A 23,079-nucleotide genomic window follows, 5' to 3' on the forward strand; every position below is an offset into this window, starting at 1 on the left:
GTCAGTCCCACCCGTACCCCTTTTTACGAGGAATCTCCTGTACAGGATATTCCACGTTTTATCGGGTCGGGCCGGGTACTCGGAGCGGTCGATTGTCGAATGCGGACAGCAACCGTTGCGCCGCCAGCGCCGGGGTGAGCGAACCGTCGCGCACCTGTTGTTCCACCGCGGCCCGGATTTCGCGGACCGCCGAATTGTCGTCGAGCCGCTGCAGCAACTGGTCGTGCACCATCGTCCAAGTCCAGTCGACCTGCTGGCGGCGACGCTTCTCGGCGAACTCCCCGGCCCCGGTGAGCACGTCGCGATGCCGCTCGACTTCGGCCCAGAAATCGGTCAGGCCGGCGCCTTCCAGTCCGCTCATGGTGAGCACCGGGGGCCGCCAGAGCGCGTCGCGGGAGTGGATCAGGCGCAATGCTCCGGACAGTTCCCGGGCCGCCGACTGCGCTTCGTGCACGTGTTTGCCGTCGGCTTTGTTCACCGCGACCAGATCCGCCAGCTCGAGCACCCCCTTCTTGATCCCTTGCAGCTGGTCGCCGGTGCGGGCCAAGGTGAGGAAGCAGAAGATGTCGACCATGTTCGCCACGGTCACCTCGGACTGCCCGACGCCGACCGTCTCGACGATGATCACGTCGTAGCCGGCCGCTTCCAGCAACACGATGGTTTCCCGGGTTGCCTTCGCCACCCCGCCGAGCGTGCCTGCCGTCGGCGAGGGCCGGATATAGGCGTTCGGCTCGACTGCCAACCGGGCCATTCGCGTCTTGTCGCCGAGGATCGAGCCACCGGTACGGGTGGACGACGGGTCTACCGCCAGGACCGCCACCCGGTGCCCGCCGGCGAGCAGGTGCATGCCGAGGGTGTCGATGAACGTCGATTTGCCTACGCCCGGCACGCCGGTGATCCCGACCCGGTGTGATAGCGCCGCCGCGCCGCCGTCCGTGTCGGGCTGGACCCGCAGCAGCAGTTGCTGGGCCGCCAGCCGATGATCGGCCCGGGTCGATTCCACCAACGTGATCGCCCGCGCCAGCCCCGCACGGTCCCCGGCCCGGATCGCCGTGGCGAGCGTTTCGACGTCGGGCGGCCCGACTCGCCGGCTCATTCGGTGTCGGCGTGACCCAGCTCGGCGCGCAGCTTCTCCAGCAGGCCGATCGCCGCGTCCGCGATCACCGTGCCCGGTGGGAAGATCGCCGCCGCGCCGGCGGCGTACAGGGCCTCGAAGTCGCCGGGCGGAATCACCCCACCTACCACGATCATGATCTCCGGACGGCCGGCGTCGGCCAGTGCCTGCCGCAGCGCCGGCACCAGGGTGAGATGGCCCGCCGCCAGTGAGTTCACCCCGACGACGTGCACGTCGTTGTCCACCGCCTGCTGCGCGACTTCTCCCGGCGTTGCAAACAGCGGACCCACATCCACGTCGAAACCCAGGTCGGCAAACGCGGTCGCGATCACCTTCTGTCCGCGGTCGTGCCCGTCCTGACCCATCTTCGCGACCAGGATGCGCGGTCGACGACCCTCGTCCTCGCCGAACCGCGCAACCAGGTCGCTCGCGGCGGTCATATTTCCACCGGGCCCGGCCTCGTCGGAATACACCCCGGTGAGGGTACGGATCTCCGCCTGGTGACGACCGTATACCCGTTCCAACGCGTCGGAAATCTCACCGACCGTGGCCTTGGCCCGCGCCGCGTCGATCGCCGCCGCCAGCAGGTTCCCGGTCCCGGACTCGGCAGCGGCGGTCAGCGCGTCCAGCGCTCGGGTCACCGCGGCGCCATCTCGCTCGGCGCGCAGCCGGTCCAGTTTCGCGAGCTGTTCGGTGCGGACGCGGCTGTTGTCCACCTTCAGCACATCGATCTGGGAGTCGTCGTCCACCCGATAGCTGTTCACCCCGACCACCGGCTGTTGCCCGGTGTCGATCCGGGCCTGGGTGCGGGCCGCGGCCTCCTCGATCCGCAGCTTCGGGATGCCCTCGGCGATCGCCTGTGCCATCCCGCCGAGCCGCTCCACCTCGGCGATGTGTGCTCGAGCGCGCTCGGCCAACCGGTGGGTGAGCCACTCCAGGTAGTAGGAGCCGCCCCACGGATCGATCGGCCGGGTGGTGCCCGACTCCTGCTGCAGCAGCAGCTGGGTATTGCGCGCGATCCGGGCGGAGAAGTCGGTGGGCAGTGCGATCGCCTCGTCGAGGGCGTTGGTGTGCAACGACTGGGTGTGTCCCTGGGTGGCGGCCATCGCCTCGATACAGGTACGCGCCACGTTGTTGTACGGGTCCTGCGCGGTCAACGACCAGCCGGACGTCTGCGAATGTGTCCGCAGCGAGAGCGATTTCGCGCTCTTCGGGTCAAACTGGCCGACCAGTTCGCTCCACAACAATCGGCCCGCGCGCAGCTTCGCGACCTCCATGAAGAAGTTCATCCCGATGCCCCAGAAGAACGACAAGCGGGGTGCGAACGCGTCGACGTCCATACCGGCGGCCCGTCCGGCCCGGATGTACTCCACGCCGTCGGCCAGGGTGTAGGCCAACTCGAGATCCGCCGTCGCTCCGGCCTCCTGAATGTGATAACCGGAGATCGAGATCGAGTTGAACTTCGGCATATTCGCGCTGGTGTAGGAGAAAATGTCGGAGATTATCCGCATCGACGGCTTCGGCGGATAGATGTAGGTGTTGCGGACCATGAACTCCTTGAGGATGTCGTTCTGAATGGTTCCGGCCAGTTGCTGCGGTGTCACCCCCTGTTCCTCGGCGGCCACCACATACAGCGCGAGAATCGGCAGCACGGCGCCGTTCATCGTCATCGAGACCGACACCTGGTCGAGCGGAATGTGGTCGAACAGCTGACGCATATCCAGGATCGAGTCGATCGCCACACCGGCCATCCCGACGTCGCCGGTCACCCGCGGGTGGTCCGAGTCGTAGCCCCGGTGGGTGGCCAGGTCGAACGCCACCGACAGACCCTTCTGGCCGGCCGACAGGTTGCGCCGGTAGAACGCATTGGAATCGGCCGCGGTGGAAAATCCGGCATACTGTCGAATCGTCCAGGGCTGGTTGACATACATCGTCGGGTAGGGCCCGCGGATGAACGGTGCCGCGCCCGGCATGCTGTCCAACGGGTATCCGGCGGCCACCGCGGCGTCGCGGTCCGCGCGGGTGTAGACCGGGGCGACGTCGATCCCCTCCGGTGTCGCCCAGACCAGGTGCTCCGCGCTGTGTCCGTGTGCCTGCGCCTGCGCGTCGATCACGGCGCGCACCTGCTCGGCGCTCGGCGGCGCCGGCGTCGGAAAGCTCGGATCGTGCAGTGGCACGTCGGCGAAGCTGCCGATCAGATGTTCCACCGTCCGGGTCATCACGCACCTGCCTTCGTCAGCAACTCGGCCAAGGTCGACACCGCGTCGATCCGCAATGTGAGAAAACCGTCCGGACGTGGCTCGGCCGTACCGAACGCTTTTTCCGGGCCGGCCAGCAGCACCGTGCCCACCCCGGCCGCGCGCAATGCGGCCGTGGCCGGGGCCGCTTCCGCGCCGTAGCGCCGGTCCGACCCACAGACAACCGCCACCGCTGCGCCCGATTCCGTTGCTGCCGAAGCGATATCGTCGATCGTCAGCGGACCGGGATCGACCGTCTCGATCCCGCCGGAGGCCAGCAGGTTGGTGGCGAACGTCACCCGGGCCGTGTGCTCGGCCACCGGACCGAGCGGGATCAGGACCGCTTGTGGCCGAGCGCCGTGCGTTGCCAGGTACTTGTCGGATCGGTCGCGCAGCGCCTCGAAAGCGGCGCCGTAGCGGGCAACTCCGGCCAGCGGAATCTCGGCGTCGGCGGGTTGCGCCGGCTCGGCGAGGTTCGGGAACTCGTTCACCCCGGTAACGGCGGTCCGGCGGTGCGCTATGTCGTCGGCCCGGGTAGCTGCGGTCGCGCCGATCACGTCGCCGATCACGCCGGACCCGAGCGCTGCCTGGTAACCCCCGGCCGCCTCGATCCGCTGCAGGAATGCCCAGGCCTGCGCGGCCAGCGTTGCGGTCAGGTCTTCGACGAACCAGGATCCGGCGGCCGGGTCGGCGACCCGGCCCAGGTGCGACTCCTCCAGCAACAGCAGCTGGGTGTTGCGCGCCATCCGGGCCGCGAACTCCGGGGTGACGTCCAAGGCGCCCGGCGCGAGCGCGGCATCGAACGGGAGGACGGTGACGGTATCCGCGCCGCCGATTCCGGCGCCGAAGGCGGCCAGGGCTCCCCGGAGCAGATTGACCCACGGGTCCCGGGTGGTCAGCATCGCCGCCGACGACACGGCGTGTTGCGGTGCATTACCGGCATCCGACGCGCCGCACACCTGCGATATCCGGGCCCAGATCTGTCGCCCGGCACGAAACTTGGCGATGGTCCGAAACTGGTCGTCGGTGGCGGCGAAGCGGAACTCCAGCTGGCCGAGAGCCTGGCCGATCGTCATGCCGGCACCGGTGAGCGCGCGCAGGTACTCCAGCCCGGCTGCTGCGGCCGCACCGAGTTCCTCCGAGTCGGCGGCACCTGCGTCGTGGAACGCGGTGCCGTCGACGACGATCGTCCGGACGCGCGCGGTTCGGCGGGTGGCGCGGGTGGCCAGCTCGACCGCCGCGCGCAGGTCGACGTCCGGAACTCCGGCAAAGGTGCTGGTCAGCGGGGCGGTTCCGAGGCAGAGCTGCACGTCGGCCCGGTCCGGTGCAACGTCGAGCAGCGCCGCTGCCGTGGCAGTATCCGGGCCGGCCGCCAGGGTCACCGGCACCAGGTCGAACAACACCCCGTCCAGCGCGGTCGAGATCGCGTCCGGCGCGGTCGCCAACCAGATCGCGCTGACCCCGTTGTTCAACGCGGTCAGGATCTCGGTGTTCAAGGCGGTCGGATCGGCGCCGGCGAATCGGGCGCTCACCCGCCAGCCGCGCAGCGGGTCCCGAGCTCCATCGCCACCCCGGACGAACGGGAACGTCCCCGGGAGCGGTTGCTCGGCGCGCTCGTCGGCGCGGGTGTACAGCGGAGCCACCGGTACACCGTCGTAGGTAGCGGCGGCGAGCAACTCTTCCGGGTGCTCCGGCAACTCGGCAGGATCGACCCGCCGCGCCTTCGCCAGCACTCCGGCCACGGCCTGCCGCCATTGCGCATACCCGGCTGTGGTCGCCTCGCTCGACATCGCCGTCGGCCTCCCGTCGTCGCTTTCGAGCCATGCTAGCCCCGGCATCCTCGCCGGCAGGAGGGTGGAGGGCGCCTGTTGTCACTTCGAACCCGACGTTACGGGTCGGTACGCTGAGCCGATGCGTCCACTCCGCGATACCCGGTTGCTCGCGGCGGTAGTAGTCGGCGCGGTCCTTGTCCTGCTGGCCACGCTGACCCCGCTGCCCGGCCCGGGCCAGGTCCGGGACTGGGCACTGACGGCCGGACCGTGGTTTCCGGTCTGGTTCTTCCTGGCCTATGCACTGATCATCGTGGCGCCGATCCCGCGAACCCTGTTCACCCTTACCGCCGGTTTGCTGTTCGGTCCGATCACCGGCGTGTCGGTGGCGGTAGCCGCTTCGGCTACCGGTGCGGCGATCGCATTCGTCGGCGTCCGCCGGTTCGGCCGGGCGGCTGTCGGCCATCGGCTGACCCATCCCCTGGCCACGGCCGTCGACCGACGGCTGGCTCAGCGGGGCTGGCTGGCGGTCGGCTCGCTGCGGCTGATCGGTGCGGTGCCGTTCTCGATCGTGAATTACTGCAGTGCGGTCTCCTCGATCCGATTCCTGCCCTTCTTCGCCGCGACCGTGGTCGGGCTGATCCCGGGAACCGTCGGCGTGGTGGTGCTGGGCGATGCGCTCACCGGTGAGGTCGAGCCGGGTCTCCTCGCCCTTTCGTTCAGCTGCGCGGCGATCGGGCTGCTCGGTCTGGTTCTGGACGCCCGACTCGGCGTCGATCCGATGTCCGACCGACCGGCGATTCCGGCTCCGGAAACCCCCGCCACACTACGGTGACGATATATCGGCAACCGCGGCTGCTCGCGTTGGTTTTCGTCGGCGGCACGGTCGGGACCGCGGCCCGGGAGGGGTTGAGCCTGGCATTCCCCACCGGCCGCGGCGTCCCGTATCCGATCCTGGCGATCAACGTCGTCGGGGCGTTCGCCCTGGGCTTCCTCCTCGATGCGATAACCCGTCGCGGCCCCGATCTCGGCCGCCGCCGTGCGGCACGGCTGTTGCTCGGCGCCGGGGTACTCGGCGGGTTCACCACTTACAGCGCGCTGGCCGTCGCCACCGCCGAACTGATCGACGACGGTGCCGTGGCATCGGGCATCGGCTACGCGGCGGCGACGCTGCTCGGCGGCGCGGTCGCCACGTGGCTCGGGATCGCGGCCGGCAGCGCGACCCATCGGCCCGGCCGGGAACGCCGATGACACCGGCTCTGTTCGGCGCACTCGCGCTGGCCGGCGGTCTCGGCGCCACGGCTCGCGTGGCGCTGGACGGACTGGTCCGAGCCCACACCGACCACGCCATCGTCTGGGCCACCGCCCTGATCAACCTCAGCGGCTCGCTGCTGCTCGGGCTGATCTCCGGCCTGGTGATCGCACACACACTGCCGGACGCCTGGCAGGTGGTGGTCGGCACCGGCTTTCTCGGCGGCTACACCACCTTCTCCACCGCCAGTTACGAAACCGTCCGGTTGGTCCAGCAGGGCCGGCGGTCCAGCGCGGTCGGCTACGGCGTCGGCACGCTGATCGCCGCCACCGCCCTGGCCGGTGCGGGTCTCCGGCTCGGCGCGCTGATCTGAGCTTTCGGGGACCGACCGGATTCCACCCGGTGACCGCTCATCCGGCGGTACATCACAAATCGGGCAGCGGAATGGTGAGGTTGGGCGCGGTCAGCCCCCCGTCCACCTCGAGCACCTTGCCGGTCAGGTAGCCGGATGCCGGAGACGCGAGAAAAACCGCGGCTGCGGCAACGTCGTCCGGGTCGCCGAGCCGGCGCAGGGGTGTGGCCTGTTCCATTGCGGTCCGCAACGCCTCGTTGCCGGCGACCACGTCCAGCGCCGAGGTCAGGATCGCGCCGGGGGCGATCGCGTTCACCCGGATCTTCGGTGCCAGGTCCGCCGCAGCAGTGCGCGTGTAGTGCGATAGTGCCGCTTTCGCGGTGGCGTAGCCGAGGAACGCGCGACCGGGAAACCGCCCCATCGCCGAGCTGATGTTGATCACCGACGCGCCGTCGGACCTCAGCAGGTGCGGTACGGCGGCGCGGAGCAGCGCGTGCCCGGTCCCCACGTTGAACACGAACGCGTTAGCCAGGTCGTCGGCGGTGGTGTCCAGAAAGGGTTTCGGCGCGGTGCCGCCCACGTTGTTCACCACGATGTCGAGTCGGCCGAACCGCTCGACGGCGCGGTCGGCCAATGCCGCGGCGTTCTCCGGGTCGGACAAGTCCGCGACCACGATCTCGGCTGCGGAACCCGCCTGCCGCACCGCCTCGGCCGTCACCGCGAGATCGGACTCGGTCCGCGCCGCGATCAACACCTCCGCGCCGGCGTCGGCAAGACCACGGGCGATGGCCGCGCCGAGCCCGCGTCCCGCGCCGGTGACGACCGCGACTCGTCCGGGCAGTCCGAACCGATCCATCAGCATTGCCGCACCATAGCCCGCATCGACCGCAAGATCGGCGGTTCGGCGGTTCGGCGGTTGCGGAATAATGCGCCGGTGACTCCAGCTCGGACGACTGCAGGGACCCCGGAACACGTGACCGAGACGACCTCGGTGGTCGAGTTCTGGCAGGCGCTGAACCTTCCCGGGCTGATCGACGTGCACACCCACTTCATGCCGCGATCGGTGATGGACAAGGTGTGGGCCTACTTCGACGCGGCCGGCCCGATGCTCGGCCGACCGTGGCCGATCTCCTACCGCGGCGACGAGGACGCCCGGGTGGCGCTGCTGACCGCGTTCGGGGTCCGCGCGTTCACCTCGATGCTGTACCCGCACAAACCGCACATGGCCGCTTGGCTCAACGGCTGGGCCGGTGACTTCGCCGCGCGGGTGCCCGCCTGTCTGCATACGGCCACCTTCTACCCGGAACCGGGTGCGGCCGACTACGTGGCCGAAGCGGTCGCCGCCGGCGCCCGAGTATTCAAGGCGCACATCCAGGTCGGCGACTACGACCCATGCGATCCGCTGCTCGACCCGGTCTGGGGGTGCCTGGCCGACGCCGGTGTGCCGATCGTGATCCACTGCGGCTCCGGACCCGCGCCCGGACGGTTCACCGGGCCCGAGCCGATCGCGCAGGTGCTCGCCCGGCACCCGAATCTGGCATTGATCGTGGCGCACATGGGGTTACCGGAGTACCGCGAGTTCCTCGACCTGGCGCAGCGGTACCCGCGGGTCATGCTGGACACCACGATGGCGTTCACCGACTTCAGCGAGGCGCAGACACCGTTCCCGCCGGAGGAACGCCGTCGGCTACTCGATCTGCGTGGAAAGATCCTGTGGGGCAGCGACTTCCCGAACATTCCCTATACCTATCGGTCCGCACTGGCCGCACTGGAACGCCTGGACCTCGGCGACGACTGGCTGCGCGGGGTCTGTTACGACAACGCTGCGCGACTGTTCGGACTCGAGCTCACCCAGTGAAAGGCTATATCTGTGGCGACGATGATCGGTCCAGTTCGGCGATCAAGGTGCGGGACGCGGTGTTGCGATACGAGGCATCGACCAGCTCGGTGATCTCGTCCCAGTCCGGCTCGGCCGACTGCAGATCGAGCCCGATCCAGCCGTAGGCGCCGAGGTAGCCCGGACGGAAGAATCGCGGATCCGCCAGCAGCGCTTCGCGTTCGGCCGAGTCGGGCAGGATCACCACCGACCGGGCCCACCGATCCGACGAGTGCGCCCCTTTCTCGACCGCGCCGTACCCGGCAAAGATCTTGCGGGTGAAGAAGTTCGGCCGGCCGTGCGAGATCTTCTCACCCGCTCCGGGGAAACGCAGGCACACCGCCCGCAGTCGAGCGAGCAGCGGGTCGTCCGGGTCGAATCGCGCCGGATGGCTCACCTCGACCGGTGCGGATCCTGCTGGTAGGTCGCCGTGGCGGGCAAGCCGGCCGGATCGTCGTAGGGCAACGCGCGATACTCGTCCGGCCCGTCGACCGGCTTGCGCGCATCGGCCTCGGCAGCCCGTACCGCCTGTTCGATGGCCGGGTCGGTGGTGGTGTCGAACCAGTCTGCAACCTCGTCCGAATCATCCTCCGGGCGAGAATGATCAGCGCTGTCGTCGCTCGGCTCGTAGCGGAACACGCCGTCCTGACCGGGCGCGCCGAGGGTCTTGGCGAAGCCCTTCAGCGCATCACCGAAATCACTCGGCACCAGCCACACCTTGTTCGCATCACCCTGGGCCATCTGCGGCAGCGTCTGCAGATACTGATACGCGAGCAGCTCCGGCGTGGGCTTACCGGATTTGATTGCCGCGAAGACTTTCTCGATCGCCTTCGCCTGCCCCTGTGCCTGCAGATAGCTCGCGGCCCGCTCGCCCTGCGCGCGCAGGATCCGCGCCTGCCGCTCGCCCTCGGCGGACAAAATGGCGGATTGCTTGGCGCCCTCGGCGGACAGGATCTGGCTTTGCTTCTGCCCCTCGGCGGTCTTGATCGAGGCTTCCCGGGTGCCCTCGGCGGTCAGGATCATCGCCCGCTTCTCCCGATCGGCCTTCATCTGCTTCTCCATCGATTCCTGGATCGACGGCGGCGGATCGATGCTCTTGAGCTCCACCCGGGCGACCCGCAACCCCCAGCGGCCGGTGGCCTCGTCCAGCACGCCCCGTAGCTGGCCGTTGATCTGGTCGCGCGAGGTGAGCGTCTCTTCCAGGGTCATGCCGCCGACCACGTTGCGCAACGTGGTCACCGTGAGCTGTTCGACCGCGGCGATGTAGTTGCTGATCTCGTAGACCGCCGACTGCGGGCTGGTCACCTGGAAGTAGACGACGGTGTCGATATGCAGGGTCAGGTTGTCCTGGGTGATCACCGGTTGCGGCGGGAAGGACACCACCCGCTCACGCAGGTCGACCTTGGCCCGGATACGGTCGACGAACGGCACCAGGAAAGTCAACTGACCCGAGACGGTGCGGGAATAACGTCCCAGCCGTTCGATCACCGCAGCCTCGGCCTGTGGCACCAGAGCCACCGATTTGAACACCACCACCGCCACCAACAGGACCAGCGCGAGCAGCAGCACGAGCGCGGAGACAGCCATCTCAGGCACCTTTCCAGACGACGGCGGTCGCTCCGTCGATCTTCATCACGGTGACGGTACTTCCGGCCGGGTACACCTCGGATTCGTCCAGCGGCCGGGCGGTCCATACGTCCCCGTCCAGCCGGACCTGGCCTTGGTGTGCCCCGACGTCTTCGAGCACGAGCGCAGATCGGCCGGGCAATGCGGCAACGTTGGTCGGCGTGGGCGGCGGCGCCCCGAACCGGCGCTGCAACTGCGGCCGGACACCGAGCAGCAACAGCAGTGCGGCACAACCGAAGATCAGCGCGTCGACGACGACCGGCAGGTCGGTGACCGCTGTGACTCCGGCCGTGGCCAGCGCAGCGCCGCCGAGCATGAGCAGAACCAGATCACCGGTCAGCGCTTCGGCAGCGACCAGCAAAATGCCCGCTATCAGCCAGATCCACGCGCTCACCCTTATACTGTACGGCCCGGAGTCCGCTACGAACCGGACAAATTGTCGATCGTCACGAAATCGACCAGCCGTTCGACCGCCCCGATCAACGGCGCCTCCAGGTCGCGGAAGCTCGTTACCGCGCCGTACACCCGGCGCCAGCCGTCCTGTGGGGTGCCCCAGCCGAGTCGTCGGCAGACCCCCGTTTTCCAGTCCTCGCCACGGGGCACTCGCGGCCATTCGGCGATGCCGACCGCCGCCGGCCGTACCGCCTCCCAGACGTCGATGTAGGGGTGGCCGGTGACGAGCACGTCGGGCCCCAGACCCGCCGTCAGCCCGGTCTCTTTCGAGCCGGTCACCAGGTGGTCGACCAGCACGCCGACCCGACGCCCGGGTCCGGGCCGGAACTCGGCCAGCCGGTCGGCCAGGTTGTCCAGGCCCGCCAGATGTTCGACCACCACCCCTTCCACCCGCAGGTCATGCCCCCAGACTCGCTCGACGAGCGCGGCGTCGTGCACCCCTTCGACCCAGATTCGGCTGGGTAAGGCCACTTTCGCGCGCAGGCCGGCAACCCGGGTGGAGCCGGACGCGGATCGAGCGGATTCCGGTGCCGCCGGCCGGGTGACCGGGCGGACCAGTGTGACGGGCTTGCCGTCGATCAGGAACGCCGCTTCGCGCAGCGCGAACAGCCGAACTCGACCCTGCGCGTCTTCCAGCTTGACGAACTCCCCGTCGTAACTGCGATCGAACCCGACCACCGCGCCACAGAAGCCCCCCTCGGCATCTTCGACCACGAGATCGGGGGTGGCCGCCACCCGGGGCACCGGGGTGCGCTTGGTGCGAGCGTGACCGGCGAAGATGTCGCCGTAACCGGAACGAGATGACACGCCGATTCACGGTAGGTGGACCGGACGGTGCGCACCGCTCGCCACGCCGCCCTATCCTCGATCGTTATGTGCACTCCCAGCACGACACTCGCCGTGTGGACGTCCGCGTGGCAGGCCGGTGCCTGCGCACCGGACGATCTGCTCGCCGCGCTGCACGCCTGGGCGCCGAGCCAGTTCGTGCTCGCCGGCGACCGCATCGGAACCGAATCGACCGATATCGGCAGCACGGAGCTGCTCCGGCTACTCCGCAACGCCCCGGGAGCGCGCCTGCTGCTACCGGTCCCCGGGGACTCGCGTGGGCTACCGGCCGGGTCGTCGTTTGCCGTCGCGGCGATGACCGCCGGCGAAGGGGTGCTGGCCGGCTCCCCCGGCTCCATCGGAGTAGGCCTGGTACCTCGTCACGACCAGCACGACGTACTCGGCTGGGCGCACTTCACGGTGCGGGTACCGGACACCCCGCCGATCGACGTCGGCCTCGGCGAGGCCGAGTATCAGATGCGCGACGCGGTCCGTACGGCCGCCGACGCCCTGGCCGAGCTGCGTGGCCCCGGCTATCCCGGCTTCGATCCGCGTCGGGAGGTCGAGGTGGAGCTCGACCGCATGGCGTACCACCAGTACCCGGAGAAGATGTCACCGCGCGCCCGTCGCGTACTCACCACGGCCGACCATGTGGCGGCCATCCTGACCGTCGCGGAGCGGACGCCGGCGGCGGCACCGCCGTCGGCGGCGGCCCAAGCAACTCACGCGGACGTCACTCGTCCGTTGTGGGACGCGATCCGCACCGCTCGGGTCGCCGCCGCGGCACACGCCTTCTGAGCAGGCTGCGGGCCGGCCGATTCAGGAACCGGCTGCGTCCGGCATCTCACCGACCGTGGTGGCCACGTCGATCAGACCGAACATCTCCCCTTCCAACCCGGCCACGATGGACATCCGGCCGAACGGGCTGTCCGTCGGCGGCATCAGCTGATTCGCCCCGAGCTCGACGGCACGTGCCGTGGCGGCATCGCAGTCGGCGGCGGCGAACCAGGTCAGCCAGTGCGACGGCGTTCCGGGCGGCGCCATCTCGTTGCCGCACATACCGCCGATACCCGCGGTCTCGCCGGCACGTTTGGCGACGAAGTAGGTGAACTCGGGGTTGGTGAGATCGTCGTATTCGTAACCGAACACGGCGGTATAGAACGCGCGGGCCGCATCCAGGTCGTTGGAGTGCAGCTCGTTCCAGGCCAGCGCGCCGTCTTCGTTGTACCGGGTGGCGCCGGTGTGCTGCTTGGCCTGCCAGATACCGAAGCTTGCCCCATCCGGCGCGACCGCGAAGAACATCCGGCCGAACTCGCCCACATCGAACGGATCCATCTGCAGCGTGCCGCCGGCCGCCTGGATCGCGGTCGCGGTGGCGTCGGCATCGTCGGATGCGAGGTAGGTCGACCAGTTCGCCGGCATCTCCGGAACCGGCTTCGGACCGATCCCGGCGACCGCTTCGCCGTCCTTGAAATTCATGATGTAGTCACCGAACTCCACTCCGGACGCTTCGTTCGTCCAGCCGAACAGCGATGCGTAGAACTCGGCGGCTTTCGCAGGATCGGCCGCGGACAGATCCACCCAGTTCGGTGTTCCGGCCGGCCAAACCTCGTGGCGTACAGGCATGATGTCTCCTCGGTAGTCGGACGTTCGCGACATACGTGATTGCCCAGGGCAATCCGGAATCGATCCCCGGTCGGAACCGCGAATCGCACCCGCCGAGCAGTCTTCACCCGGCCACCGACAGAAACAAGCAGCGAGCACACCGACCCCGCGCGAACGCCCGGGCGTCCCTCCGGCCGGGCGTTCGTCAAGGCAGCGGGCGAACGGTCAGAACGGGCACTGGGCGATCGGCAGGCGGCCCAGATCACAGACGGTCGAATTGGCGAGCTTCCAGGTACCGTCCAGCCACTTCCAGGTCAGCGGCAGGACCTGCGGCGGCAGGCCGGGAACCAGGATTCGTAGGCGCGCGGTCAGCGTGTCCGGGGTCGGCGTGGCGACGGGCCCGAGCACCCGCCAGTCGAGCATCGGCCCGGCGGCCTGGTCCGCCACCTGCAGCGCGGCCAACAGTCCGGCTGCGGCGGGACCACCCTCGAGTTCGTCGGTGTTGTTCCGGCCGAGCGCAATCTGCAACTTGGCCTGCAGCTGGTCTGCGTCCAGCGGGCCGCGTTCGGCGTTCGGCGTGGGGAGCGCCGATGCCGGGTCGGGCGAGCGCGGAACCGTCGTCGGCCCACCGGGAACCGTCGCCGGCCCACCGGGAACCGTCATCGGCGCCCCGGGAACGGTCGTCGGTGCCGAGCCGATCGCGGCGAGATCCGGAACGGTCGTCGGGCCCGGCGGATTGGCGCCACCGGGCGGGACGTCGTTCGGCGCGGGCGCCGGCGCCGGGACCGACGGAATCATGGGCAGCGCTGTGGCCGGCGCCGCCGGGACTGTCGGCGGGACGGCGGCCGGAGCCGATCCGAACGGACCGAATGCCGGCGCAACCGACGCGGTCGCCGCCGGGGGCAGTGCGGTCGCCGTCGGGGGCAGTGCGGTCGCCGTCGGGGGTCGGGCGGCGGCCGGGGCGCCGACCGCCGGAACCGTCGCCGGCACGGTCGGCGGAATCGTCGCCGGCACCGTCGGCGGAGCACTCGCACGGGCGGGAACGGTCGGTGGTACCGGCACGCTCGACGGCACAGTCGAGGTCGCGCCGGACGACGGAGCCGCCGACGTCGATCGGGCAGCCGAGGACGGCGGCGCGCCGGACGGTCCGGTCGTCGGGGCGGCCGCCTGAGTCGGAATGGCGAAGACGGTCGGCTGAGCCGGCTGGTCGTCGCGCATCATGTACGCGGCGAACATGCCGCCGGACACGATCGTGGCGGTGACGACTGCGGATACGCCGGACGCCAGGGCAACCACAGCGGCGGTACGTGGGGCCTGATTCTGCTGCATGGTGAGCCGATGTCCTTCGTCGCTGTCCGCTGCGGTCACACGCCGGGCAGCGGACGCCTCCCGCATCGGCTCACCGGCACGGTTAGCATAGCCTTACCTACAAGATCGTCCACCTGGCATCGCTGTGACACAGCACACACAGCGTGTCGGTTCGGCTATCCGGGACAGCGGCTATGCGCCGCAGCAATGCAGCGCGCAGATCGCGCCGTCGGTTCCGCTCCCCCAGCCCGGCTCGGCGCCCAGACGTCGCGCCGATCCCCCGGAGCACTGCTCGGCGACCAGCTCGACCACCATGCGCGCGAAACGCGGATCGGCACCGGGCGTCGCCGCACGGACGTATCCGATACCCAACTCGGCCGCGCGCAGGCGCGCCTCGTGGTCGAGGTCCCAGATCACCTCCATGTGATCGGAGACGAAGCCGACCGGACAGACGATCACGGCGCCGGTCCCGGACGCTGCGAGCGCATCCAGGTGATCCACGATGTCCGGCGCGAGCCAGGGGACCTGGGGCGGACCGGACCGGGACTGCCAGACCACGTCGTATTCGGGGTAGCCCGCTGCCGCGGCGGCCAACCGCGCGGCCTCGACGACCTGACGGTGGTAGAGACCGCCGCCGGCGTCCGGCGGGCCGGCCTGATCGTCGGCCCGGGTCGGCACCGAATGCGCGGTGAATACCAGCCGCGCCGGCCGTCCCAGGGTTGCCGCGGCCGCCGTGATCCCGTCGGCAACAGCGGCGACGAACAGCGGGTGGTCGTAGAACTGCCGCAGCTTCCGCAGCTCCGGTGCGTTCGGTACCGCGGCCCGGGCGCGCGCGATGTCCTCGTGGTATTGCCGGCACCCGGAGTAGCCGGCCCACGCCGATGTGGCGAACACCAGCGCGGACCGGACGCCGTCGTCGTGCATCCGGGCCACGGTGTCCTCGACCAGCGGGTGCCAATTCCGGTTACCGAAATACACCGGTAGATCCAGCCCGGCGGCGCGCAACTCGGCCTCGACCGCCGCGATCAACTCCCGGTTCAACCGGTTGATCGGCGACACACCGCCGAAGTGCAGGTAGTGCTCGGCAACTGCGTCCAGCCGGGCCCGCGGCACACCGCGACCCCGAGTGACGTTCTCCAAGAAGGGAATCACGTCGTCGGGACCTTCCGGGCCACCGAACGACAGCAACAGCAGCGCGTCGGTCACAGCGCAACCAGGGTCAACGGGTACCGAAGCCCTCGGGGAACCAGATGTTGTGGCTGGCGCCACCGTCGACGTACACGATCGAGCCGGTGGTGCCGGGCAGCCAGTCCGACAGCAGCGTCACGATCGATTTGGCCACGACGCTCGGGTCGTCCACACTCCACCCGATCGGCGAGGCGCCGTCCCAATAGGTATCGAGCTGGTTCAGCTGCTTCGCATCATCGGTGGCGGTGCCGGCGATTGCTTTCGCCGCCAACGTCTTGATCGGCCCGGCAGCAACGAGATTGGAGCGAATCCGCTTGGCCTCGCCCACTTCTCGCGCGACGTACCGGTTCACCGACTCCAGTGCCGCCTTGGCCACGCTCATCCAGTTGTAGTACGGCATCGCCCGGCGCGGGTCGAAGTCCATCCCGACGATGGAACCGCCCTCGTTCATCACCGGGAGCACCGCGCGGGCCAGTGCGGCATAGCTCCACGCCGATACCTCGAATGCTTTGGCCGCGTCCGGGCCCGGTCCGTCCAAGAACGGCAACATGTCGGGTCCGAGCAACGACTTCGGGGCGAACGCGATCGAGTGCAGTACCCCGTCGACCCCGTCCGGCGCATGCTCGGCGACCCGATCGGCCAGCGCGCCGAGATCCTCCTCGCTGGTCACGTCGAGCGGTATCGCGGGCGGTACCTCGGCCGGCAGGCGTTTGGCGATCCGGTCGATCAACCGCAGCCGTGCCGGAATCCCGGTGATGATCACCTTCGCGCCCTGCTCCTGGGCCATCGCGGCCGCATGGAACGCGATCGACGAGTCGGTGATGATGCCGGTGATCAGTACGGTCTTGCCGTCGAGCAATCCGCTCATGTCAGTGCCCCATTCCCATGCCACCGTCGACCGGGATCACGGCGCCGGTGATGTAGTTCGCGTCGTCGGACGCCAGAAAGCTGATCGCGGCGGCGACCTCGTCGGCCTGCCCCATCCGGCCGGCGGGGATCGCCTTGAGCGCAAGCTGGCGCATCTCGTCGGTCATCTCCTCGCGGGTCATGTCGGTATCGATCAGCCCCGGCGCGACCACGTTCGCGGTGATATTGCGCGAGCCGATCTCCCGGGTGATCGCCCGCGCCATCCCGATCAAGCCGGATTTGGCTGCAGCGTAATTGATCTGGCCGGGCGCCCCCATCTGACCGACCACCGAGCCGAGGAAGATGATCCGGCCCCAGCGTGCGCGCAGCATGGCCCGGTTGGCCCGCTTGGCGACACGGAACGCGCCGGTCAGGTTGGCATCGAGCACCTGACTGAACTGATCCTCGCTCATCCGCATCAGCAGCGTATTCGCCACGACTCCGGCGTTGGCGACCACGACCTCGACCGGCCCCTGATGCGCCTCGACCTCGGTGAAAGCTCGGTCCACCGCGTCGGCATCGGTGACATCGCAGACCACGCCGAACAACCCGTCCGGCGCGCCCGAACCGCGATGGGTGACCGCCACCTTGTGCCCGTCCGCCGCCAGCCGCCGAGCGACTGCGAGCCCGATTCCCCGATTCCCACCGGTCACCAGGACGGAGCGCGAGGTGTTCCCCATAGTTGCGATTACCTATCTGTTATGGATCGCTCTGATCACGGCAGCCTCTGACGATAGAGCAAGGCGGCGCCGAGTCCGGCGGCGGTCGCCACGATGCCGAGGATCAACCACGGCCGGCTCGCGTCCCCGCGGGTCATCTCGTATCCGATCTGCTCTTCGAGCGTGTCGTAGACCTTCGTCAGCTCCTCCAGGCTGGAGGCGGTGAAGAACTGACCGCCGGAAAGTTCGGCGATCTTCTTCAGGAACGGGTCGTCCACCGGCACCGGCACCCGTTGCGTGGAGCCGGTGTCCTGATCCGGGATCTCGACCGTGCCCCAGCTGGTGCCGAACGAGATGGTCGAGATCGGGATGCCTTTGTCCTTCGCGGCGCGGGCTGCGGTGAACGCGTGCCGCGGATTGCTCTCGTCCTTGTCGTCGGGCACGGTCTGCTTGCCGTCCGACATCAGGACGATCCGCGCCGGCGGCGGGGTTTCCGCACCGCCGAGGACGTCGCCGAGGGTCTGAATCGACTGCAGCGCGGTGAAGATCCCTTCCCCGGTCGCCGTCCGCTCGGACAGCTGCAGATGGTCGATCGCGGCCTTGGTCGCCTCCCGGTTGGCGGTCGGCGACACCAGCACCGACGCGGTTCCGGCGAATGCGACCAAGCCCAGGTTGATTCCCGGGGTCAGTCCCTCGGCAAACGCCTTGCCGGCTTCCTCGGCGACCTCCAGCCGGCTGGGCTTCACATCGGTCGCCTCCATCGACAGCGACACATCCATCACCAACACCACGGTGGCACGGTTGCGCGGCACCTTCTGCGCCTTGGTCGGGCCCGCCGCGGCGATGGTAAAGCAGAGCAATCCGACCAGGATCAATGCGACCGGTACGTGCCGCCACGGCCCGGGACGGCGGGGCGCCACCCGCTCCAGCAACTCCATGTTGGAGAAGCGGAGCATGTGCCGCTGTCGCCGCCGTTGCGCCAGCAGGTAACCGACCCCGAGTGCGGCGACGACCAGCGCGAACATCAGCCAGATCGGCGACGCGAAATCGGTCAGGCTCATCGCATCCTCACTGCCTCACTGCATCCTCACTGCCTCGCTGCATCCTCACTGCCTCGGCGCCCGACCTGCCGCTGCAGCACCGAACGTGTGCCGACGGGTCGAGACGAACCGGACGACATCGGTTATCCAGTCGCGGTCGGTACGCAACGTCAGCACCGGCGCACCGCACCCGCGCAGCGCCGCGTCGACCTGATCGCGATGGCGTTGCGCCGCGGTCGCGAAATCGGCCTGTAGTTGGGGCGTGATGCTGAACTCACGGGTCCGGCCGGTCTCCGGATCGTGCAGGACCACGTCGCCCACGTCCGGCAGTTCCAGATCACGCGGATCGAGCACCTCGACCGCGAGCAGATCGTGCCGACCGGAGATCGCCCGCAGCGACCTCTCCCAGTCGATCGGGCCGAGGAAATCGCTGATGATCACGGCGAGGCCGCGCTTTCGCTGCGGCCGTCGTAACGACTCGATCGCCCCTTTGAGATCGCCGCGGGTACCGTCCGGCGCCGGCGCCGTGGTGGCCAGCGCCCGCAGCAACGACTGTGCGTGGGTGCGCCCGCTCCGCGCCGGGATCCGCTTCAGTTGCGCACCGGTGGACACCACCGCGCCGATCCGATTCCCGCCGCCCAGGGTCAGATGCGCTATTGCGGCGGTTGCGGCCACGACCAGATCGCGTTTCTCGCAGTCGGCGGTACCGAAATCCAGACTGGCCGACATGTCGGCGACGATCCACGTCTCGAGTTCACGATCGGCGATCATCTGCCGGACATGGGGGTGGGTGGTCCGCGCGGTGACCGACCAGTCCATCTGGCGAACATCGTCGCCCGGTTGATAGACCCGGGCATCACCCGGTTCGGAGCCCGGGCCGGGGATCAAACCCAAGTGGGCACCGTGCAAGACGCCGTCCAGCCGGCGCCGCACGGTCAGCTCGAGCGTTTTCAGCGCCGCCGCCAGGCGCGGGTCGTCCAGTTGGCCCGACCGGAACGACGGCGGCCCCGAGGTCGCGGGTGTCCGAGCCGCCTGCTCTCGGGTCACTGCTGCGGCGCGGTGCCGGGCTGTGGGGGAACAGGTTGCGTCGCACCGGCACGCGCCGGCGGGGACGTCTGCTGCGGTTGCGGCGGATTGGCTTGCGCCGCAACCTGCGGCAGGCCGACCGTCTGCAGAATCTTCGCGATGATGTCGTCCGGGGAGATCTCGTCGGCGAGAGCGTCGTAGGAGAGCACCAGCCGGTGCCGCAGCACGTCCGGGATCACCTCGAGCACGTCCTGCGGTACCACGTAGTCCCGACCCCGGACCAGCGCCAGGGCTCGAGCCGCTGCGATGATGCCGAGGCTGGCTCGCGGAGACGCACCGTAGGCCACCCAGGCGGCCACATCGTCGAGACCGAACTCGGCCGGCTTTCGAGTGGCCGCGATGACCCGGACTACGTAATCGACCAGAGCATGGTGCACGAACACGCCCGCAGCGATCTGCTGCAGCCGGACCATCTCGCCCGGCCCGAGCACCTGCTTGGCCTGCGGCGGGGTGACCCCCATCCGGTAGATGATCTCGCGCTCTTCCTCGACCGACGGGTAATCGACGAGCACCTTGAACAGGAAGCGGTCGCGCTGCGCTTCCGGCAGCGGGTACACGCCCTCGCTCTCGATCGGGTTCTGCGTCGCCATCACGAGGAACGGGTCGGGCATCGGGTAGGTCTTGCCACCGATCGACACGTGCCGCTCGGCCATCACCTCGAGCAGCGCGGACTGCACCTTGGCGGGCGCCCGGTTGATCTCGTCGGCGAGTACGAAGTTCGCCACGACCGGGCCCAGTTCGGTATCGAACTCCTCCCGGCCCTGCCGGTAGATCCGGGTACCGACCAGGTCGGTGGGCACCAGGTCGGGGGTGAACTGCACCCGGGAGAACGAACCGCCGACGACCTTCGCAAACGTCTCGACGGCCAACGTCTTCGCGATCCCGGGCACGCCCTCGAGCAGCACGTGCCCGCGCGCGAGCACGCCGATCAGCAACCGCTCGACCAGCCGGTCCTGACCGACGATCACCCGCTTGACTTCGTAGATCGTCTGTTCGAGCGTCTTGACGTCGTCTTCCAGGCGGTACCGCGAACCCCCGGAATTCGATCCGGCCTGCCCGGACCCGGACTTCTGCGTCGACACGACACCGGCCTGGTCCGTCGAGGTCACCGGCACTCCCCACTTCCGCTTCAGCTTGCGCGTGGTTCCACGCAGAGCCCACTATTCCAGGTCGCCGCGAACGGCGCCGCAACCGGGACCGTGTGGCGCCGCTACGCCGGCGGACGCGCTCGATTCCGCCGGAGACTCACCAGTCGTCGATCATCCGGACCACGTACGGCATCAGCCCGCCCCACCGAACCGGCGACACCTTGACGACGTCGCCGGATTGCGGCGCCTCCAGCATCTGACCGTTGCCGAGGTAGAGCGCGACGTGTTCGCTGCCGCCCGAACCCCAGAAGAGCATGTCGCCGCGACGCATCTCGTCGACCGGATACTGGCTGCCGGCGGTGTACTGATATCCGCTGTAATGCGGCAGCGAGATGCCGACTCCGGCGAACGCGTAGACCATCAAGCCGGAGCAGTCGAAACCGGTCCGCTTGTAGTCGCCATAGCTGTCGGCAACGCCACCATCGCGGATACCGAGCGTGGGACCGTTCTCGTTGCCGCCGCCCCAGGAGTAACTGACACCCATCTGCGACATCGCCCGATCGATCACCGTCTCGACCGCTTCGCTGCCGCTGACCACCGCCACACTCGACTGCGGCTTCTTACGCTGCCGGGTTCGGCCGGAGTCCGACCCGGACGTGTCGCTGCTGTCGGCGTACTCGCTACTGTCGGAGTAGTCGCTGCTGTCGTCCTCGATCGCGGTGTGCGGCCGTTGCGCGGCGGCCAACGCTGCCGCCCGCTGCGTGGCGGCCTGGTCGGCGGCGACCCGGGCCGCCGCCTCGACCGCCGCTTGCCGGGCCGCCTCGGCAGCGGCTTGTGCGGCCGCCTCTTCGGCTCGCCGTTGGGCGTCCCAACTTTCGTAGGCCGCGCGTTGCCCGGCTAATCCGACCGCTGCCGACTTCGCCGCGGCGAGTTCGGTTTCGGCGCCCTCGCGCTGCTTCTCCAGCTCTGCCTTACGAGCCGCTTGCGCATCGGCGTCGGCGCGGGCGGCCGCAACCGCCTGCTCGGCTTCGCCCTTGCGGTCCTGCGCGGCCTGGGCCGCATCCACCGCGTCCGACTCGGCCTTCCGCGCCGCCGAGTCCTTGTTGGCCTCTTCGGTGCGTGCTCGCTGCAATCGTTCGATCACCGCGTTGTGCCGGCGACTGAGCAGGTCCAGCACCTGGGTCCGGTCGAACACGTCGTCCGGAGTGTTCGAGGTGACCAGCGCAGCCAGTGAGGCCGTGGTGTTTCCGTCCGTATAGGCACGCCGGGCCGCATTGTCGAACTTCGCCTGTGCGTCCCGGATCTGCGCGCCGGCCAGGTCGAGCGCCTGCCGACTCGCGAGGACCGCTGCTGCAGCCGCGTCGGCGACGTCCCGCGCGTTCTGCAGGTCGACCAGCGACTTGTTGACCTGTTCCCGTTTGGCTGCTACTGCATCGTCGAGCCGGCTCAGCTCCTGGCTGGTCGAGGCGACCTGGTTGACCAGCTCACCGACCCGGACGATCTGCGCGCTGACCGACGTTACGGCCTGGGCGAGTTCGCCGTCGGTGGGGTTGGGCGGCGGCGCGGGAACGCCGGTGCCGACGGCGGGTACTGCGAGCGCGATACCGATGGTGATCGCTACGCTGCTCAACGCCCTCCCAATCCGGAGCGGCGACACTACACCGGCACGTATGTGTATCCCGTTCCGGCTCACACCGTTCTGTCCCACGTAGTTCTCCCTCGGTAGCACGACCAAGAGAGGAAGGACGCGTCACAGGTCCCGACTCGCCCGATGAGCGCACTCGAACACCTCCAAACTCATCAGTAACAAATGTATAAATGCAGCTCCCTGTAACACTTCTTCCCCAAGAGTGTCAGGAGTAACCGTACGTCACATTGCTCCCATTGGAAAATGGTTGGCGTAAATAGCATCGGTGTAATTTGGGTCGCTACCTGCGACGATGCCGGCAAAACAAGGAAACCGCAGGAAAAGGGGCAATTACCCGCGTGGAATTACCGCGATGGAGTTCGCGGTGAAATCAGCTCGCCCGAGAGCGCGCGCGACCGGCTTTGACCAGATACAGCCCGGCAACCAGAAACGCGGTACAGGCCAGCATCAGGCAGGTGATCGCCGTCCAGGACACGTACGGCGTCTCCAGGTCGTCGACGAACCGCTGCGCCGCCACGACCGATTCGCCCCCGGTGTACTTGGCCGCGTCCTCGGCGCCCTCCAGCCGCACCCGGCTGATCGAATCGCTGTAGGTGCCGACCCAGTCCGGGCTCAGCACCAGGACCGTCCCGTGTTCGGTCCGACCGACATCGGTGGCGAGATCGCGCAACTGCGAGTCGTGCCGGGGGTTCTTGTCGATCACGACGATGCTCAGCGACAGCCCGTCGGCCCGCGCCCGATCGGCGATCTGCACCAGTTCGTCGTCCACGTCGGCCGGAGCGGACACGTGATCGTCACGAACTCCGGCCAGCACCGCGTCGAGATCGACATCCGATGGCAGGTCGGTAGCGAACGGAACCGAGGTGCGATACACGAAAGCACACTAACGTGCGTTGCGTGACCGCGGCGTGACCCGTCGTCGATGTCGTCGCGACCGCTGGTCACGGCGACATCGACGAAGCGCTGCCGCGGATGCAGGACAAGCGTACTGTCAGAATTGGACCGGCCGCCGGCACAGCCCAGTCGGCGGCGACACCCTTGCAGCGA

The 23,079-nt window shown here is 68.8% G+C and carries 24 protein-coding genes; 6 read left to right on the top strand and 18 right to left on the bottom strand.

From position 1 onward, the window contains the following. Positions 1-58: 58 nt before the first annotated feature. From meaB to KV203_RS10120, 3 genes are read right to left on the bottom strand one after another with little or no spacing between them, the layout of a single operon-like run. Positions 59-1,096, bottom strand: a complete 1,038-nt coding sequence (meaB, locus tag KV203_RS10110; RefSeq protein WP_066469833.1) for a methylmalonyl Co-A mutase-associated GTPase MeaB — start codon at positions 1,094-1,096, stop codon at positions 59-61. Then, positions 1,093-3,333, bottom strand: a complete 2,241-nt coding sequence (gene scpA / locus KV203_RS10115; protein WP_066469831.1) for a methylmalonyl-CoA mutase — start codon at positions 3,331-3,333, stop codon at positions 1,093-1,095. Before scpA ends, meaB begins: the two co-directional genes overlap by 4 nt. Further along, on the bottom strand, positions 3,333-5,141 hold the full coding sequence (locus KV203_RS10120; RefSeq protein WP_174522041.1) for a methylmalonyl-CoA mutase family protein: 1,809 nt from the start codon (positions 5,139-5,141) through the stop codon (positions 3,333-3,335). The genes scpA and KV203_RS10120 overlap by 1 nt, the downstream gene beginning before the upstream one ends. Before the next feature lie 121 nt (positions 5,142-5,262). On the opposite strand from KV203_RS10120, the gene KV203_RS10125 reads away from it, so the two are divergent. Genes KV203_RS10125 through KV203_RS10135 form a run of 3 tightly spaced genes read left to right on the top strand, consistent with a single transcriptional unit; the run spans position 5,263 to position 6,745 of the window. Next, positions 5,263-5,955, top strand: coding sequence for a TVP38/TMEM64 family protein (locus tag KV203_RS10125; protein ID WP_066469827.1), 693 nt, complete (start codon positions 5,263-5,265; stop codon positions 5,953-5,955). Further along, on the top strand, positions 5,952-6,371 hold the full coding sequence (locus tag KV203_RS10130; RefSeq protein WP_246600107.1) for a fluoride efflux transporter FluC: 420 nt from the start codon (positions 5,952-5,954) through the stop codon (positions 6,369-6,371). The genes KV203_RS10125 and KV203_RS10130 overlap by 4 nt, the downstream gene beginning before the upstream one ends. Next, positions 6,368-6,745 (top strand): fluoride efflux transporter FluC, encoded by a 378-nt coding sequence (locus tag KV203_RS10135; protein ID WP_066469824.1) that lies wholly within the window; start codon positions 6,368-6,370, stop codon positions 6,743-6,745. The genes KV203_RS10130 and KV203_RS10135 overlap by 4 nt, the downstream gene beginning before the upstream one ends. Positions 6,746-6,797: 52 nt before the next feature. On the opposite strand, the gene KV203_RS10140 is transcribed toward KV203_RS10135, so the two are convergent. After that, positions 6,798-7,586, bottom strand: a complete 789-nt coding sequence (locus tag KV203_RS10140; RefSeq protein WP_066469821.1) for an SDR family oxidoreductase — start codon at positions 7,584-7,586, stop codon at positions 6,798-6,800. 111 nt (positions 7,587-7,697) lie between these two features. Here KV203_RS10140 and KV203_RS10145 point away from each other — a divergent pair, with 111 nt between their 5' ends. Continuing rightward, on the top strand, positions 7,698-8,582 hold the full coding sequence (locus KV203_RS10145) for an amidohydrolase family protein (RefSeq protein WP_066469817.1): 885 nt from the start codon (positions 7,698-7,700) through the stop codon (positions 8,580-8,582). 4 nt (positions 8,583-8,586) lie between these two features. On the opposite strand, the gene KV203_RS10150 is transcribed toward KV203_RS10145, so the two are convergent. The 4 genes from KV203_RS10150 to KV203_RS10165 are packed head-to-tail and all read right to left on the bottom strand — an operon-like array spanning position 8,587 to position 11,486. Then, a complete protein-coding gene (locus tag KV203_RS10150; RefSeq protein WP_066469815.1) occupies positions 8,587-8,997 on the bottom strand; it encodes an MmcQ/YjbR family DNA-binding protein in 411 nt (136 codons plus the stop codon). Continuing rightward, entirely contained in the window at positions 8,994-10,187 is a 1,194-nt protein-coding gene (locus KV203_RS10155) for an SPFH domain-containing protein (protein WP_066469813.1), read from the bottom strand. The genes KV203_RS10150 and KV203_RS10155 overlap by 4 nt, the downstream gene beginning before the upstream one ends. A 1-nt stretch (position 10,188) precedes the next feature. Further along, positions 10,189-10,620: an NfeD family protein gene (locus KV203_RS10160; RefSeq protein ID WP_066469811.1), complete on the bottom strand. Its 432-nt coding sequence runs from the start codon at positions 10,618-10,620 to the stop codon at positions 10,189-10,191. Positions 10,621-10,646: 26 nt separating this feature from the next. Further along, entirely contained in the window at positions 10,647-11,486 is an 840-nt protein-coding gene (locus tag KV203_RS10165; RefSeq protein WP_066469793.1) for a DUF3097 domain-containing protein, read from the bottom strand. A 66-nt stretch (positions 11,487-11,552) separates the two neighbouring features. On the opposite strand from KV203_RS10165, the gene KV203_RS10170 reads away from it, so the two are divergent. Then, on the top strand, positions 11,553-12,302 hold the full coding sequence (locus KV203_RS10170; protein WP_066469783.1) for a hypothetical protein: 750 nt from the start codon (positions 11,553-11,555) through the stop codon (positions 12,300-12,302). 21 nt (positions 12,303-12,323) lie between these two features. Here the strand turns inward: KV203_RS10170 and KV203_RS10175 are convergent, their stop codons facing one another. Both KV203_RS10175 and KV203_RS10180 read right to left on the bottom strand, forming a co-directional pair. Then, a complete protein-coding gene (locus KV203_RS10175; RefSeq protein ID WP_066470136.1) occupies positions 12,324-13,130 on the bottom strand; it encodes a VOC family protein in 807 nt (268 codons plus the stop codon). Between the two features lie 204 nt (positions 13,131-13,334). Next, on the bottom strand, positions 13,335-13,907 hold the full coding sequence (locus tag KV203_RS10180) for an MTB12 C-terminal domain-containing protein (protein ID WP_066469778.1): 573 nt from the start codon (positions 13,905-13,907) through the stop codon (positions 13,335-13,337). Between KV203_RS10180 and KV203_RS10185 the strand changes: the two genes are divergently transcribed. Then, positions 13,906-14,280: a hypothetical protein gene (locus tag KV203_RS10185; RefSeq protein WP_066469776.1), complete on the top strand. Its 375-nt coding sequence runs from the start codon at positions 13,906-13,908 to the stop codon at positions 14,278-14,280. The two genes, KV203_RS10180 and KV203_RS10185, sit on opposite strands and share 2 nt — an antisense overlap. A 329-nt stretch (positions 14,281-14,609) precedes the next feature. Here the strand turns inward: KV203_RS10185 and KV203_RS10190 are convergent, their stop codons facing one another. The 8 genes from KV203_RS10190 to KV203_RS10225 form a co-directional block, all read right to left on the bottom strand. After that, the gene (locus KV203_RS10190; protein ID WP_066469774.1) at positions 14,610-15,623 is read right to left on the bottom strand and encodes a ferrochelatase; all 1,014 of its coding nucleotides are present in this window, start codon (positions 15,621-15,623) and stop codon (positions 14,610-14,612) included. A 13-nt stretch (positions 15,624-15,636) separates the two neighbouring features. Further along, positions 15,637-16,473: an NADH-dependent enoyl-ACP reductase InhA gene (gene inhA / locus KV203_RS10195; protein WP_066469772.1), complete on the bottom strand. Its 837-nt coding sequence runs from the start codon at positions 16,471-16,473 to the stop codon at positions 15,637-15,639. A 1-nt stretch (position 16,474) separates the two neighbouring features. Next, positions 16,475-17,191, bottom strand: a complete 717-nt coding sequence (fabG1, locus tag KV203_RS10200; RefSeq protein WP_066469771.1) for a 3-oxoacyl-ACP reductase FabG1 — start codon at positions 17,189-17,191, stop codon at positions 16,475-16,477. A gap of 35 nt (positions 17,192-17,226) precedes the next feature. Then, entirely contained in the window at positions 17,227-18,231 is a 1,005-nt protein-coding gene (locus tag KV203_RS10205; protein ID WP_066469769.1) for a VWA domain-containing protein, read from the bottom strand. A gap of 45 nt (positions 18,232-18,276) precedes the next feature. After that, positions 18,277-19,257 carry a DUF58 domain-containing protein gene (locus tag KV203_RS10210; protein ID WP_066469767.1) on the bottom strand — a complete coding sequence of 327 codons (981 nt, stop codon included), beginning with the start codon at positions 19,255-19,257 and terminating at the stop codon, positions 18,277-18,279. Next, the gene (locus tag KV203_RS10215; protein ID WP_066470134.1) at positions 19,254-20,315 is read right to left on the bottom strand and encodes an AAA family ATPase; all 1,062 of its coding nucleotides are present in this window, start codon (positions 20,313-20,315) and stop codon (positions 19,254-19,256) included. Before KV203_RS10215 ends, KV203_RS10210 begins: the two co-directional genes overlap by 4 nt. A 226-nt stretch (positions 20,316-20,541) precedes the next feature. Then, complete coding sequence (locus KV203_RS10220) at positions 20,542-22,014, bottom strand: NlpC/P60 family protein (protein WP_246600108.1); 1,473 nt, start codon at positions 22,012-22,014, stop codon at positions 20,542-20,544. Between the two features lie 388 nt (positions 22,015-22,402). After that, complete coding sequence (locus KV203_RS10225; protein WP_066469762.1) at positions 22,403-22,906, bottom strand: Rv1476 family membrane protein; 504 nt, start codon at positions 22,904-22,906, stop codon at positions 22,403-22,405. Positions 22,907-23,079 lie beyond the last annotated feature (173 nt).

It is taken from the genome of Skermania piniformis (genome assembly GCF_019285775.1).
GTDB lineage: Bacteria > Actinomycetota > Actinomycetes > Mycobacteriales > Mycobacteriaceae > Skermania > Skermania pinensis.

What these genes read in the sequence shown, in the direction of transcription:
- KV203_RS10185 (WP_066469776.1), top strand. Translation starts at nt 13,906, where the DNA reads ATGGGCAGCGCTGTGGCCGGCGCCGCCGGGACTGTCGGCGGGACGGCG.
- KV203_RS10135 (WP_066469824.1), top strand. Translation starts at nt 6,368, where the DNA reads ATGACACCGGCTCTGTTCGGCGCACTCGCGCTGGCCGGCGGTCTCGGC.
- fabG1 (WP_066469771.1), bottom strand. Translation starts at nt 17,191, where the DNA reads ATGGGGAACACCTCGCGCTCCGTCCTGGTGACCGGTGGGAATCGGGGA.
- KV203_RS10155 (WP_066469813.1), bottom strand. Translation starts at nt 10,187, where the DNA reads ATGGCTGTCTCCGCGCTCGTGCTGCTGCTCGCGCTGGTCCTGTTGGTG.
- scpA (WP_066469831.1), bottom strand. Translation starts at nt 3,333, where the DNA reads ATGACCCGGACGGTGGAACATCTGATCGGCAGCTTCGCCGACGTGCCA.
- KV203_RS10170 (WP_066469783.1), top strand. Translation starts at nt 11,553, where the DNA reads ATGTGCACTCCCAGCACGACACTCGCCGTGTGGACGTCCGCGTGGCAG.
- KV203_RS10175 (WP_066470136.1), bottom strand. Translation starts at nt 13,130, where the DNA reads ATGCCTGTACGCCACGAGGTTTGGCCGGCCGGAACACCGAACTGGGTG.
- inhA (WP_066469772.1), bottom strand. Translation starts at nt 16,473, where the DNA reads ATGAGCGGATTGCTCGACGGCAAGACCGTACTGATCACCGGCATCATC.
- KV203_RS10140 (WP_066469821.1), bottom strand. Translation starts at nt 7,586, where the DNA reads ATGCTGATGGATCGGTTCGGACTGCCCGGACGAGTCGCGGTCGTCACC.
- KV203_RS10120 (WP_174522041.1), bottom strand. Translation starts at nt 5,141, where the DNA reads ATGTCGAGCGAGGCGACCACAGCCGGGTATGCGCAATGGCGGCAGGCC.
- KV203_RS10205 (WP_066469769.1), bottom strand. Translation starts at nt 18,231, where the DNA reads ATGAGCCTGACCGATTTCGCGTCGCCGATCTGGCTGATGTTCGCGCTG.
- meaB (WP_066469833.1), bottom strand. Translation starts at nt 1,096, where the DNA reads ATGAGCCGGCGAGTCGGGCCGCCCGACGTCGAAACGCTCGCCACGGCG.
- KV203_RS10125 (WP_066469827.1), top strand. Translation starts at nt 5,263, where the DNA reads ATGCGTCCACTCCGCGATACCCGGTTGCTCGCGGCGGTAGTAGTCGGC.
- KV203_RS10180 (WP_066469778.1), bottom strand. Translation starts at nt 13,907, where the DNA reads ATGATTCCGTCGGTCCCGGCGCCGGCGCCCGCGCCGAACGACGTCCCG.